8 protein-coding genes and 1 pseudogene are annotated in these 14,407 nt (G+C 54.4%); 4 read left to right on the top strand and 5 right to left on the bottom strand.

The annotated features are described in order from the left end of the window. Positions 1-24: 24 nt before the first annotated feature. Positions 25-900, top strand: coding sequence for an N-acetylmannosamine kinase (gene nanK / locus G4551_RS21350; RefSeq protein WP_003839914.1), 876 nt, complete (start codon positions 25-27; stop codon positions 898-900). Next, entirely contained in the window at positions 897-1,364 is a 468-nt protein-coding gene (nanQ, locus tag G4551_RS21345) for an N-acetylneuraminate anomerase (RefSeq protein ID WP_003839916.1), read from the top strand. The genes nanK and nanQ overlap by 4 nt, the downstream gene beginning before the upstream one ends. 58 nt (positions 1,365-1,422) lie before the next feature. Here nanQ and G4551_RS21340 read toward each other — a convergent pair whose 3' ends face one another. The 5 genes and pseudogenes from G4551_RS21340 to gltB all read right to left on the bottom strand — a co-directional run bounded on the left by G4551_RS21340 (position 1,423) and on the right by gltB (position 10,188). Beyond that, positions 1,423-2,703: a cytosine deaminase gene (locus tag G4551_RS21340; RefSeq protein ID WP_003839918.1), complete on the bottom strand. Its 1,281-nt coding sequence runs from the start codon at positions 2,701-2,703 to the stop codon at positions 1,423-1,425. After that, the gene (gene codB / locus G4551_RS21335) at positions 2,693-3,943 is read right to left on the bottom strand and encodes a cytosine permease (RefSeq protein WP_003839920.1); all 1,251 of its coding nucleotides are present in this window, start codon (positions 3,941-3,943) and stop codon (positions 2,693-2,695) included. Before codB ends, G4551_RS21340 begins: the two co-directional genes overlap by 11 nt. Positions 3,944-4,045: 102 nt before the next feature. Continuing rightward, a pseudogene (locus G4551_RS23915) lies at positions 4,046-4,201 on the bottom strand (DUF1016 domain-containing protein); the annotation flags it as partial. Positions 4,202-4,296: 95 nt separating this feature from the next. Continuing rightward, positions 4,297-5,715, bottom strand: coding sequence for a glutamate synthase small subunit (locus G4551_RS21330; RefSeq protein WP_003025096.1), 1,419 nt, complete (start codon positions 5,713-5,715; stop codon positions 4,297-4,299). Between the two features lie 12 nt (positions 5,716-5,727). Beyond that, positions 5,728-10,188 (bottom strand): glutamate synthase large subunit, encoded by a 4,461-nt coding sequence (gene gltB / locus G4551_RS21325; RefSeq protein WP_003839922.1) that lies wholly within the window; start codon positions 10,186-10,188, stop codon positions 5,728-5,730. A 684-nt stretch (positions 10,189-10,872) separates the two neighbouring features. On the opposite strand from gltB, the gene mnmL reads away from it, so the two are divergent. Both mnmL and arcB read left to right on the top strand, forming a co-directional pair. Further along, positions 10,873-11,802: a tRNA modification radical SAM protein MnmL/YtqA gene (gene mnmL, locus G4551_RS21320; RefSeq protein WP_003839924.1), complete on the top strand. Its 930-nt coding sequence runs from the start codon at positions 10,873-10,875 to the stop codon at positions 11,800-11,802. A gap of 195 nt (positions 11,803-11,997) precedes the next feature. After that, positions 11,998-14,334: an aerobic respiration two-component sensor histidine kinase ArcB gene (arcB, locus tag G4551_RS21315; RefSeq protein ID WP_003025089.1), complete on the top strand. Its 2,337-nt coding sequence runs from the start codon at positions 11,998-12,000 to the stop codon at positions 14,332-14,334. The last annotated feature ends 73 nt before the right edge of the window (positions 14,335-14,407 follow it).

The raw sequence follows: 14,407 nt of genomic DNA, 5'->3' as shown, positions 1-14,407 counted from the left end.
CACCGCGATGCAGAAGGCGGTGTCATGACCACATTGGCAATTGATATCGGCGGTACCAAACTGGCTGCCGCGCTGTTAGACAGTAATCTGCAAATTCGCGAGCGGCGTGAATTGCTGACGCCCGCCAGCAAAACGCCGGAGGCGCTGCGCGCTGCGCTGCAAGCACTGGTTGCACCGCTACAGGGGCGTGCTAATCGGGTGGCGATCGCCTCGACGGGGATTATCCGTGAGGGGGCTTTACTGGCGCTGAATCCGCATAACCTTGGCGGGTTGATGCATTTTCCGCTGACACAAACGCTGGAACAAATCACCGGTCTGCCGACGCTGGCAGTCAATGACGCACAGGCAGCGGCCTGGGCGGAATACCACGCTCTGGCGGATGAGATAAGCGACATGGTTTTTATCACCGTGTCGACAGGCGTCGGCGGCGGCGTGATCAGCAACGGCAAGTTACTCACCGGGTCTGGTGGTCTGGCTGGACACTTAGGACATACGCTGGCGGATCTCAATGGACCGGCCTGCGGCTGCGGGCGTGTGGGCTGCGTCGAGGCGATTGCTTCCGGTCGAGGGATCGCGGCTGCAGCCGAAGGTACACTTGCTGGATGCGATGCCAAAACCATTTTTAGCAGCGCCGGGCAAGGAGATGAGCAGGCAAGCAGGTTGATCCATCGCTCGGCGCGTACTTTGGCAAGGCTTGTCGCCGATGTGAAGGCCACGACCGATTGCCAGATTGTGGTGATCGGCGGCAGCGTTGGGCTGGCTGAAGGGTATCTGGCGCTGGTGGAACATTATCTGGCACAAGAGCCTTTGGTCTATCACGTGGAATTACTGGCAGCGCATTACCGCCATGATGCTGGATTACTGGGGGCCGCGTTGTTGGCCCAGGGAGATTTATTATGATGTCAGATGAGTTGCGTTCACTGCCTTCTGCCGGATTACATCCGGTCTTGCAGCAGGCATTAACGCTTGCCATTGCGGCGAATCCTCAGGAGAAGACCCCAGGGCGCTACGCGTTGCAGGGCGATACTATTTTTATGAATGTCATGCAGTTTGCGACGCAGAGCCCAGAGCAAAAGAAAGCGGAACTGCATCAGCAGTACATTGATATTCAGGTGCTGTTGTCCGGCGAAGAACGTATTCTGTTCGGGATGACCGATTCTGCTCGCCAGTGCGATGAGATGCATGTTGAGGATGACTATCAGCTGTGCAGCGAGATTGCCGATGAGCAGGCGATCGTACTGAAGCCGGGAAGATTTGCGATTTTTATGCCGGGCGAGCCGCATAAACCGGGCTGTATGGTGGAAGGGCCGGGGGAAATCAAAAAGGTCGTGATCAAGGTGCGCGCCAGCTTATTACAAGCCTGACGATGAGAGACCGTGTCGGATGGCAAGGCTTGTGCCATCCGACACTGGATAGAACAATTTAGCGCTTAAACGTCACTGCTTCCGGCTGCGTCAGATGCAGCGTGGTCTGGCTTGGCACTGTCTCAGCAATGACTCGCCCGTGACGAATGGAATAACGGGCAGGCGTCTGGCGACGAACCGCGTCAAACCCATTTTCTGCCGCTAAAATCACCAGATTTCCGGAGTTTCCCACGTTCAGACCGTAATCCTGCAGGTGCAAGGTTTTCGCACTGTGGGTGGTAACCAGGTTCAGCCCATCGTTGATCTGTCCGTATCCCATCAGCTGACACACATGTAATCCCATATGCAGTACCTGCAGCATATTGGCGGTGCCCAGCGGATACCACGGGTCGAAGACGTCATCATGGCCGAAGCAGACGTTGATCTCCGCTTCCAGCATCTCTTTGACGCGCGTTACGCCGCGACGTTTAGGATACGTATCAAAGCGCCCTTGTAGGTGAATATTTACCAGTGGGTTCGCGACAAAGTTAATGCCGGACATTTTCAACAGGCGAAAGAGGCGGGAAGCATACGCGCCGTTATAGGAATGCATTGCTGTGGTATGGCTGGCGGTCACGCGTTCGCCCATATTGTCACGATGCGCCAGCGCCGCGACGGTTTCAACAAAGCGTGACTGCTCATCGTCAATTTCGTCGCAGTGCACATCGATAAGCCGATCGTATTTCTGCGCCAGAGCGAAAATTTTGTGCAGCGACTCAACGCCATATTCACGCGTAAATTCAAAGTGGGGGATCGCGCCAATGACGTCTGCGCCCAAACGCACGGCTTCCTCTAATAGCGCTTCACCGTTGGGGTAAGAAAGAATGCCCTCTTGCGGGAAGGCGACAATTTGCAGCTCTACCCACGGCGCGACTTCTTGCTTCACCTCCAGCATGGCTTTCAGTGCAGTCAGCGTTGGATCGGAAACGTCAACGTGCGTGCGGACATACTGGATGCCGTTGGCCATCTGCCACTTCAGCGTCTGCATGGCGCGCGCTTTGACGTCTTCGTGCGTGAGCATTGCCTTACGTTCGGCCCAACGCTCAATGCCTTCAAATAACGTTCCAGACTGGTTCCAGCTCGGCTCGCCTGCAGTTTGCGTGGTGTCCAGATGGATATGTGGCTCAACGAACGGTGGAATGGCCAGGCCGCCTTCGGCATCAAGCACTTCGCCCTGCGGTAACGTGGCGGTGTCCTGTGGCTCAATCCGGCTGAAGCGCCCGTTTTCAATCGTGAGCTGCCACAATCCTTCGCGTCCCTGTAAACGTGCCTGACGAAGGGTGATGTTATTATTCTGCATGGCTGACCTCTGGTGATTTAGCAAGGCTGCGATTGAAAAGTGGATTCAGCAGGATATAGCTGAATACGCCGCCAAGTACGGCGTTGACGGGCACAATACCGGGAATATAGTGACCTGCGGCAATGCCCAATGCAACGGACAGGATCGCTATCCAGTTTACGGAAATAAATTGCGCTTTGCTGAAGTCGGCATAGCGACGATGGTTCAGCAGATAGTCGGCGATGATCACCCCGCCAATCGGGGGAATTGCTGCCGACAGAAAAGTCAGCCAACCGACAAAGTTATTGTAAAGCCATAGCGCACACAATGTGCCGATAATACCGTTAGCCACCGACAGCGTACGGCTGGAAAGGCCGGTAATATTGGCAAATCCCAGACCTGAGGCATACAGCGCATTGTCGTTAGTCGTCCAGATGTTCAGACCGAGCACTACAATCGCGGGCAGCAGCAGTCCCTGGGCAATCATCACGTCAGAGATATCCGCCTGTCCAACCGCAGCCGCGCCCGCAGCGCCGAAGATAAACATCAAGGAGTTGCCAAGGAAAAACGCCACCATGGCAATCAGCACCGCGCCTTTGGCGTTGCGACCAAAGCGAACGAAGTCGGCGGTTAATGTTCCTGCGCTGACAAACGAACCGACCACCAGCGCCAGGGCGGTGGAGAAATTCAGCGGCGTCTGCGGCACTATCTCTTTTAAATGGTCTAAACCGCCGACATCACTCACCGCCAGCCAGACGGAGTAGCTGCCAAGAACGACGATGGCAGGCACGGCGATGATAGATAAAACGGTCAGCGCCGAGATGCCAAAAAAGATGGTCAGGGTCATCAACAGACCAGAAACCGCAATCAGGATATTGACGTCAATTCCCGTCGCTTTGCCCACCGGGATAGCAAACATAGCCACACCCACGCCAAACCAGCCTACCTGCGTACCACCTAACAACAGTGAGGGAAGCCATGAACCTTTCAAACCAAATGAGTAACGCGCCAGAAGGTGGGTTGAGAGCCCTGTTTTTGCGCCGATAAAACCGAGAAATGCAGTGTAAATACCGAGGAGAAGATTACCGAAGAGAACTGCCAGGAAGAAATCATTATAGGAAAGACCGGTACCGAGTGTGCCACCGGTCCACATACTGGCGGAAAAAAATGTAAGTCCCAACATAACAAATGTTAGTGGAACCACGCCTTTCCGCGCCGCCAGAGGGACGGGGCCCTGGCTATAATTGTTGTCCTGCGACACAACGCCTCCATGAATTTTGCCCAAAAAATCCGCCGCATAATATACAGTTCTCAGAATAAAGCAAACGATTACGTATAATCTTTACATGGTTATTATTTATGGTGTTGATGATTGTGTTGATTTTCGGGCATCGGCATTTTTAACCGACAAGAGGCGGACATACACCGACCAGGGTAGTGTGAAAGATTTAGCCAGTTGCGCCAAATGGTAAGATTCTGCAGACACTGTCTGCGGAATTTCAATGTACTGAATATACAGCTGTATTTGTGAGCGGTTTTCGAAAAATGATACCGCATGTATTTAGTGGAGGAATATTGGCTCCCCATCTATCAGCGTCAGGGGAGCCAGATGTATTACACTTCCAGGTAATTCAGAATCCCGTCTGCCGCTTTACGACCTTCGGCAATCGCGGTGACCACCAGATCCGAACCGCGCACGATGTCGCCACCGGCGAAGATTTTCGGGTTGCTGGTCTGGAAAGCGTTGTCGCTACGTTCCGGGGCAATAATGCGCCCCTGTGAATCCAGTTCGACGCTGTGCTCTTTCAACCATTCCATGCTGTGTGGGCGGAAACCAAACGCCAGGACCACGGCATCAGCCGGAACAACGTGCTCGGAGCCAGCGACGATCTCCGCACGGCGACGTCCCTTCGCATCCGGTTCGCCCATTTCAGTGCGCGCCATTTTCACGCCGCACACTTTCCCGTTGGCATTCACTTCCACACCTAAAGGCTGGACGTTGAACTGGAACTCGACGCCTTCTTCGCGCGCGTTTTTCACTTCGCGTTTCGAACCCGGCATGTTCTCTTCATCGCGACGATAGGCGCAGATAACGTGCGATGCTTCCTGACGTACGGAGGTGCGCACGCAGTCCATCGCGGTATCGCCACCGCCGAGCACGACGACACGTTTGCCTTCCATGCTGATATATGGCTCATTGCTGCTTTCGCCAAAGCCCATCAACTGTTTGGTATTGGCAATCAGGAACGGCAGGGCATCAAACACGCCATCAGCGTCTTCGTTTTCCAGCCCGCCGCGCATCGACTGATAGGTTCCTACGCCAAGGAACACGGCGTCGTAATCCTTCAGCAAATCATTGAGCTGTACGTCACGGCCTACTTCCACGTTGAGTTTGAACTCAATGCCCATGCCGGTGAAGATTTCACGGCGACGGGTCATGACCTCTTTTTCCAGCTTGAAGGCTGGGATACCGAAGGTCAGCAAGCCGCCGATTTCCGGGTGACGGTCAAATACCACCGCCTTTACGCCGTTGCGGGTCAGCACATCAGCGCACGCCAGACCTGCAGGACCGGCACCGATAATGGCGACGCGCTTGTCCGTCTGGCGAACACCGGTCATATCCGGACGCCAGCCCATCTCAAACGCTTTATCGTTGATATAGCGCTCAATATTGCCGATAGTTACCGCGCCAAACTCATCGTTCAGCGTACAGGATCCTTCACACAGTCGATCCTGCGGGCATACACGGCCACAGACTTCCGGCAAGGTGTTGGTCTGGTGCGAAAGCTCTGCCGCTTCAAAAATACGTCCCTCATTCGCCAACTTCAGCCAGTTCGGGATGTAGTTATGCACCGGACACTTCCACTCGCAGTACGGGTTACCGCAGGACAGGCAGCGATCTGCCTGTGCTTTGGCCTGACCTTCAGAAAACGGCTCGTAGATCTCGATAAATTCGATCTTACGGATCTTCAGCGGCTTCTTCGGCGGATCAACACGCTGCAGGTCGATAAATTGGTATACGTTCTGACTCATTGCTGCTACCCCTTACTGCGCCTGCACACGCAGCTCTGCTGCGCTACGACTACGGTGACCCAACAGTGCTTTCACATCACTGGATTTTGGTTTTACCAGCGCGAATTTCGCCGAGAATGCTGGCCAGTTCGCCAGGATCTCTTCGCCGTGAGAAGAACCGGTATGCTGTACGTGCTCGGTAATCAGGCCGCGCAGGTGCTCTTCGTGGATCGCCAGCGAGTCCACGCTCAGCACTTCGACCAGTTCCGGGTTTACGCGTTTGCGGAATTCACCGTCTTCGTCGAGTACGTAGGCGAATCCGCCGGTCATGCCCGCGCCGAAGTTAACGCCGGTTTTGCCGAGAATACAGACGATGCCGCCGGTCATGTATTCACAGCCGTTGTCGCCAATACCTTCAACCACGGTGATTGCGCCAGAGTTACGCACTGCAAAGCGCTCACCCGCACGACCCGCAGCAAACAGGCGACCACCGGTGGCGCCATACAGGCAGGTGTTACCGATGATGCTCGCTTCATGGCTACGGAAAGCAGAGCCAACCGGAGGACGCACTGCCAGCAGACCACCCGCCATGCCTTTACCGACATAGTCGTTGGCATCGCCGGTCAGATACAGCTCCACACCGCCCGCGTTCCACACGCCAAAGCTCTGGCCTGCAGTACCGCTGAAGTGCGCTTTGATCGGGTCAGACGCCAGCCCCTGATCGCCATGCGTCTGAGCGATATAGCCCGACAGCGATGCGCCGACGGAACGGTCGGTGTTGCGGATATCGAACCAGAAGGTTTTGCTCTGGCGCTCGTCGACGAACGGCTTCGCCTGCTGTAACAGCTGGGCGTTCAGCACGCCATTATCAAACGGCGGGTTGTTCTCGGTGCAATGCAGCGCTTTACCAGGATGCGGTTCGGCGGTTTCCAGCAGACGAGACAGCTCCAGCTTTTGCTGCTTGGCGGTAAACCCTTCCAGCTCTTTGAGCAGGTCGGTGCGACCAATCAGATCCACCAGGCGGGTAACGCCCAGCGAGGCCATCAGCTCGCGCACTTCACGGGCGATAAATTCAAAGTAGTTGGTCACTTTGAACGGCAGGCCGTGATAGTGATTCTTACGCAGTTTCTCATCCTGAGTTGCAACACCGGTTGCGCAGTTGTTCAGGTGGCAAATACGCAGATATTTACAGCCCAGCGCCACCATCGGGCCGGTACCGAAGCCAAAGCTTTCTGCACCCAGAATTGCCGCTTTAATGATATCGACGCCGGTTTTCAGACCGCCATCGACCTGCAGACGAATCTTGTGACGCAGACCGTTAGCCACCAGCGCCTGCTGGGTTTCCACCAGGCCGAGTTCCCACGGGCAGCCCGCATATTTCACTGATGAGAGCGGGCTTGCGCCAGTGCCGCCATCGTAGCCAGCAATGGTGATCAGATCCGCATAGGCTTTCGCTACGCCAGTAGCGATGGTACCAACGCCTGGTTCGGAAACCAGCTTCACCGAGATCATCGCCTTCGGGTTGACCTGTTTCAGGTCGAAAATCAGCTGCGCTAAATCCTCGATAGAGTAGATATCGTGGTGCGGCGGCGGGGAGATCAGCGTCACGCCCGGCACTGAATAGCGTAGTTTGGCGATGTACGGGGTGACTTTATCACCTGGTAACTGACCGCCTTCGCCAGGTTTCGCGCCCTGAGCGACTTTAATCTGAATGACATCGGCATTGACCAGGTATGCCGGGGTTACGCCAAAGCGACCGGAAGCAACCTGCTTAATGCGTGACACTTTATTGGTGCCGTAGCGCGCCGGGTCTTCGCCGCCTTCACCGGAGTTCGAGTTGCCGCCGATGCTGTTCATCGCTTCGGCCAGCGCTTCGTGTGCTTCGGGGCTTAATGCGCCGATAGACATGGCGGCGGTATCAAAGCGTTTAAACAGTTCGGTCGCGGGTTCTACTTCGCTAATGCTTACGGCTTCATCGCCAGGCGTAATCGCCAGCAGATCGCGCAGCGTGGCCGCCGGACGCTCATTAACCAGCTTGGCGTATTCCTGATAGTCGCTGTACTCGCCGCTTTGTACCGCCTGCTGCAGAGTGCGTACCACGTCCGGGTTGTAGGCGTGGTATTCGCCGCCGTGGACGTACTTCAGCAAACCGCCCTGGCTGATAGGTTTACGCGCCAGCCATGCATGTTTGGAGAGGTTCAGCAGATCCTGCTGGAAGTCGGTAAACCCTGCACCGCTAATACGGCTGACCACGCCCTGGAAGCACAACGCAACCACATCATCGTGCAGACCAACGGCTTCAAACAGCTTCGAGCAGCGGTAGGAGGCAATGGTCGAGATGCCCATTTTGGACATGATTTTGTACAGACCTTTGTTGATGCCGTTACGGTAGTTCAGCATCACGGTCCGGTAATCTTTGGCAATCGCCTGAGTGTCGATCAGACGTCCCAATGTTTCATACGCGAGATACGGATAGATTGCCGTCGCGCCAAAACCGAGCAGGACGGCAAAATGGTGCGGATCGCGGGCACTGGCGGTTTCAACGATGATGTTGGCGTCGCAGCGCAGGCTTTGTTCTACCAGACGCGTTTGCACTGCGCCCACGGCCATCGGCGCCGGAACCGGCAGACGATTTTTGGCGATGTTGCGGTCAGAGAGTACCAGCAGTACCGTGCCGTTGCGCACCATCTGTTCCGCCTTATCGCACAATGCTTTGACGGTCTCTTCGAGCGTAGTTTCGGTCGCGTCGAAGGTGATATCCAGACGGTCAGCGCGATAATGCTCCTCTTTCATGGTGGTAAGCTGGGTGAAATCGGAGTACAGCAGGATCGGCGATTTAAAGCTCAGGCGGTGTGCCTGACCTTCGGCTTCGCAGAAGACGTTCATCTCACGACCGATGCTGGTGGCCAGCGACATAACGTGCGCTTCACGCAGCGGATCGATCGGCGGGTTAGTCACCTGCGCGAACTGCTGGCGGAAGTAGTCATAAATGATGCGCGGCTGGCTGGAGAGTACGGCAAACGGGGTATCGTCACCCATTGAACCGACCGCTTCCTGGCCATTTTCGCCGAGCACGCGGATCACGGAATCCAGCTCTTCAGCGCTGTAGTTAAACTGTTTCTGATAGCTGGCGAGGGTGTCATCGTCCAGTTCACGGCTGCCGACCTGATCGTCAGCCAGGTCTTCGAACGGCACCAGACGGCGGACGTTTTTCTCCATCCACTCTTTGTATGGGTGACGGCTTTTCAGGTCATCATCGGTTTCGGCGGAGTGGAGAATGCGCCCGCTGCGAGTATCGATAACCATCAGCTCGCCAGGGCCGACGCGGCCTTTCTCTACCACTTCATCCGGCTGATAATCCCAGATCCCGACTTCAGAGGCGCAGGTAATCAGCTTGTCTTTGGTGATGACGTAGCGTGCCGGACGCAAGCCGTTACGGTCAAGGTTACAGGCGGCAAAGCGGCCGTCGGACATGACGATGCCCGCCGGGCCGTCCCACGGTTCCATGTGCATGGAGTTAAAGTCAAAGAACGCGCGCAGCTCCGGATCCATATCCGGGTTGTTCTGCCATGCCGGTGGAACCAGTAAGCGCATGGCGCGGATGATGTCCATCCCGCCTGCCAGCAGCAGTTCCAGCATGTTATCCATCGAACTGGAGTCTGAGCCGGTTTCGTTAACAAACGGCGCGGCGTCGTGCAGATCCGGGATCAACGGGGTCTGGAACTTATAGGTACGGGCGCGCGCCCATTGGCGGTTGCCGGTGATGGTGTTGATTTCACCGTTGTGCGCCAGATAGCGGAACGGCTGCGCCAGCGGCCAGCGCGGTACGGTGTTGGTGGAGAAGCGCTGGTGGAACAGGCAGATGGCCGATTCCAGACGCAGGTCTGCCAGGTCCAGGTAGAAGCGCGGCAGATCCGCCGGCATACACAGACCTTTATAGATATTGACCAGATTCGACAAGCTACAGACGTAGAAATCTTTGTCTTGCAGGAGGCGTTTTTCGATACGACGACGCGCGATGAACAGGCGACGCTCCATATCACGCGGACGCCAGCCCGCAGGGGCGTTAACAAAAATTTGCTCGATACGAGGCAGGGAGGAGAGCGCAATTTCACCGAGAACACCTTCGTTGGTCGGCACGTCGCGCCAGCCGACAATCGACAGGGTTTCCTGCTGTAATTCTTCTTCAACAATGCGACGAGAAGCCGCAGCCAGCTCAGGGTCTTTATTTAAAAAGATCATGCCGACGGCGTAGTTTTTGGCTAAACGCCAGCCGCGCTCTTGCGCCACGATGCGGAAAAAGCGGTCAGGTTTTTGTAACAGCAGGCCGCAACCATCGCCGGTTTTTCCATCGGCAAGAATTGCGCCACGGTGCTGCATACGGGCCAGTGCGTGTATGGCGGTACGCACTACCTTGTGGCTAGGTTCGCCTTCTATGTGGGCGATCAGGCCGAAACCACAGTTATCCCTCTCAAGGGATTTATCGTACAACATATCAGTGAACCTCCCCAGGCTCTGAGGGATTCCCATCTGGACCGTTGCGCACGGGCACACCAAGAGCATGGCGACGGGGTTTGCGTGTCATACGCTTACCTCGCATTCGCCCTCTTTATCCTTTTCGCACAGGTCAAACAAGTTTGAGGACTTGCTTCAGAGGGAATCTCAATTACTGCATAAATATGATGAGCAGACTGCTCATCCAGAAAGCTTCCAGCGGATTTCCAAGTTATCGGGAATCCACACACAGGTCAAATGGCAATCTTATTTATGCAAAAATGTGCTATAGGGCAATTAACTTTATGAAAATATTGAAATAAAAGGATTTTTTACATTGATTTAACCTAAGGGGAATCCCCCAGGAAGTGTGATCTGTCTCACTGTCAGAAAGGCTGGATATCCCTCGTCCTCCCTTTATTTATCGAGATGACTGGCATTTTATGCTGGTTTTTAGAGTTCAGGCGTCTTAAAGATACTGTTTTTACGCTGAGAGTATAAGAAGATAAAAAAAACCGCTGAATATAAGGAAAAGTAATTAAATTTTGAGTGAATGAAATTTCAATTATTTTGATTTGTTATGCAATAAATAAAGGCTCGCCAGGGCGATTGATCCAGGTCATCGCCGACTGGGGCAAAAAATGGCAGGCTTTGGCCTCTTTTCAAGGCGCGGTCTACCAGATTATGCAGTTACAGAAATTAGTCAATATGTTTGGTGGGGATCTTTCTCGCCGTTATGGGCAAAAGGTTCATAAACTCACGCTGCACGGCGGCTTTAGCTGTCCAAATCGTGATGGCACCATCGGACGTGGCGGATGTACTTTCTGTAATGTCGCCTCGTTTGCCGATGAAACTCAGCAGCATCATTCCATTGCCGAGCAGCTTGAGCATCAGGCGCAATTGGTCAATCGCGCCAGACGCTATCTGGCCTATTTCCAGGCCTATACCAGCACCTTTGCTGAAGTACAGGTGCTGCGGTCGATGTATCAGCAGGCGGTCAGCCAGGCCAGTATCGTCGGGTTATGCGTTGGGACGCGCCCCGACTGCGTGCCGGATGCGGTACTCGATCTGCTTTGCGAGTATAAAGACCTGGGTTATGAGGTATGGCTGGAACTTGGTCTGCAAACCGCACATGACAAAACCCTGCACCGTATTAACCGCGGTCATGATTTTGCCTGCTACCAGAACACCACGCGACTGGCGCGTGAACGCGGGCTGAAAGTCTGTTCGCACCTGATTGTCGGTCTGCCGGGAGAAGGGCAGGCAGAATGCCTACAAACCATGGAGCGTGTGGTGGAGACGGGTGTCGACGGTATTAAGCTGCATCCGCTGCATATTGTGAAAGGCAGTACGATGGCGAAAGCCTGGGAAGCCGGGCGGCTGAACGGAATTGAACTGGACGATTATACGGTTACCGCCGGGGAGATGATCCGCCATACGCCGCCAGAGGTGATTTATCATCGCATTTCCGCCAGCGCGCGTCGCCCAACGCTGTTAGCACCGCTATGGTGTGAAAATCGCTGGACTGGGATGGTTGAACTGGATAAGTACCTTAACGAGCACGGCGTGCAAGGCTCGGCGCTGGGTACGCCATGGGTGCAGCCGGGGATCTAACCCTCCGTAGGCCGGATAAGGTAAAGCCGACATCCGGCAATCTGCGCCTGCTTGCCTGATGGCGCTTCGCTTATTAGGCCTACGATTAACCTTCTACGGTCATTTCACTGATAACCTCCGCATTTCTTGCACATTCTCAAACGTCACGCCAAGAATTGAGTATTATTGTGCCAAGTTGTCGTGAAGGAACCCTCTATGAAGCAAATCCGTATGCTGGCGCAATATTACGTCGACCTAATGATGAAGTTGGGTCTGGTGCGCTTTTCGCTGCTGTTGGCGCTGGCTCTGGTCGTGTTGGCAATTGTGGTGCAGATGGCTGTCACCATGGTGCTGCATGGCCAGGTAGAAAGCATTGATGTTATCCGTTCTATCTTTTTTGGTCTGTTAATTACCCCTTGGGCTGTCTATTTCCTGTCAGTGGTGGTGGAGCAACTGGAAGAGTCCCGGCAACGCCTGTCACGACTGGTACAAAAGCTGGAAGAGATGCGCGAGCGCGATCTCAAGCTCAATGTGCAATTGAAAGATAATATAGCCCAGCTCAATCAGGAAATTGTTGAGCGCGAAAAAGCCGAAGCGGAGCGCCAGGAAACGTTCGAGCAACTGAAGGTTGAAATCAAAGAGCGCGAAGAAGCGCAGATCCAGCTCGAGCAACAGTCTTCCTTTTTACGCTCTTTCCTTGATGCCTCGCCGGATCTGGTTTTTTATCGCAATGAAGATAAAGAATTTTCCGGCTGTAACCGTGCCATGGAACTGCTGACTGGCAAAAGCGAAAAGCAGCTGGTGAACTTAAAACCGGCTGACGTTTACTCTCCTGAAGCGGCTGAAAAGGTAATTGAAACCGACGAGAAGGTATTCCGTCATAACGTCTCACTCACCTACGAACAGTGGCTGGACTACCCGGACGGGCGCAAAGCCTGCTTTGAAATTCGTAAAGTGCCGTACTATGACCGCGTAGGTAAGCGACATGGCCTGATGGGTTTTGGGCGCGATATTACCGAGCGTAAGCGCTATCAGGACGCGCTTGAACGTGCCAGCCGTGATAAGACCACCTTCATTTCCACCATCAGCCACGAGCTGCGCACTCCGCTTAACGGCATTGTCGGCTTAAGCCGGATCCTGTTGGATACAGACCTGACCGCTGAGCAGGAAAAATACCTGAAAACCATCCATGTCTCTGCCGTGACGCTGGGGAATATTTTCAACGATATCATAGATATGGATAAGATGGAGCGACGTAAAGTCCAGCTCGATAACCAGCCTGTTGATTTCACCAGCTTTATGGCGGATCTGGAAAACCTTTCTGGCCTGCAGGCGCAGCAAAAAGGGCTGCGTTTTGTACTTGAGCCAACGTTACCGCTACCGCATAAGGTCATTACCGACGGCACGCGTTTGCGCCAGATTCTGTGGAATCTGATCAGCAACGCCGTGAAGTTCACTCAGCAGGGACAGGTGACCGTGCGGGCGCGCTATGACCAAGGCGATATGCTGCATTTCGAGGTTGAAGATTCTGGGATCGGCATTCCGCAGGATGAGCAGGATAAAATCTTCGCCATGTATTATCAGGTGAAGGACAGCAACGGCGGTAAACCGGCCACAGGAACCGGGATTGGTTTGGCCGTGTCGAAGCGTCTGGCGAAAAATATGGGCGGCGATATTACGGTTTCCAGCCAGGCAGGTAAAGGCTCCATCTTTACGCTGACCGTACATGCGCCTGCGGTAGCGGAAGAGATTGAAGACGCCTTTGAAGACGATGACATGCCGCTGCCAGCCCTGAATGTGCTGCTGGTGGAAGACATTGAACTAAACGTTATTGTTGCGCGTTCCGTGCTGGAAAAATTAGGCAACAGCGTGGATGTCGCGATGACCGGGAAAGCCGCGCTGGAAATGTTTACGCCGGGTGAATATGACCTGGTGCTGCTGGATATTCAGCTACCGGATATGACCGGTCTGGATATCTCGCGGGAGCTCACGCAAAAATACGCTCGTGAGGACCTTCCGCCGCTAGTTGCACTCACCGCCAACGTACTGAAAGATAAAAAAGAGTATTTGGACGCGGGAATGGATGACGTGCTGAGTAAGCCGCTGTCGGTTCCGGCGCTAACCGCCATGATCAAAAAATACTGGGATACCAGAAACGAAGAGGAGAGCACTGTGACATCTGAAGAAAGCAGTAAATCGCAAGCGCTGTTAGATATTCCTATGTTGGAACAATACCTCGAGCTGGTGGGACCGAAGTTAATTACCGACGGGCTGGCGGTGTTTGAGAAGATGATGCCGGGATATTTGAGCGTGCTGGAGTCAAACTTGACCGCACGGGATAAAAAAGGCGTGGTTGAGGAAGGTCATAAAATTAAAGGCGCAGCAGGTTCTGTGGGGCTGCGTCACCTGCAACAGTTAGGTCAGCAAATCCAGTCTCCGGACCTTCCCGCCTGGGAAGATAACGTTGCTGAATGGATTGAAGAGATGAAGCAGGAGTGGCAGCACGACGTGGCGGTATTAAAAGCCTGGGTGGCGAGCGTGGAAAAAAAATGACCCCGGCTTGACCGGGGTGCGCGAATACTGCGCCAACACCAGGGAAATCGTGGCTGCGCCGTAAATTATTATC

The organism is Citrobacter freundii ATCC 8090 = MTCC 1658 = NBRC 12681, from assembly GCF_011064845.1.
Taxonomy (GTDB): domain Bacteria; phylum Pseudomonadota; class Gammaproteobacteria; order Enterobacterales; family Enterobacteriaceae; genus Citrobacter; species Citrobacter freundii.
Note: the sequence above shows the minus strand (reverse complement) of the source record. Positions and strands in the feature narration are given on the sequence as shown.

Bases quoted from the DNA above. Each gene is read 5' to 3' on its own strand.
- gltB (WP_003839922.1), bottom strand. From the start codon at position 10,188: ATGTTGTACGATAAATCCCTTGAGAGGGATAACTGTGGTTTCGGCCTG.
- nanQ (WP_003839916.1), top strand. From the start codon at position 897: ATGATGTCAGATGAGTTGCGTTCACTGCCTTCTGCCGGATTACATCCG.
- G4551_RS21340 (WP_003839918.1), bottom strand. From the start codon at position 2,703: ATGCAGAATAATAACATCACCCTTCGTCAGGCACGTTTACAGGGACGC.
- nanK (WP_003839914.1), top strand. From the start codon at position 25: ATGACCACATTGGCAATTGATATCGGCGGTACCAAACTGGCTGCCGCG.
- mnmL (WP_003839924.1), top strand. From the start codon at position 10,873: ATGCAGTTACAGAAATTAGTCAATATGTTTGGTGGGGATCTTTCTCGC.
- arcB (WP_003025089.1), top strand. From the start codon at position 11,998: ATGAAGCAAATCCGTATGCTGGCGCAATATTACGTCGACCTAATGATG.
- G4551_RS21330 (WP_003025096.1), bottom strand. From the start codon at position 5,715: ATGAGTCAGAACGTATACCAATTTATCGACCTGCAGCGTGTTGATCCG.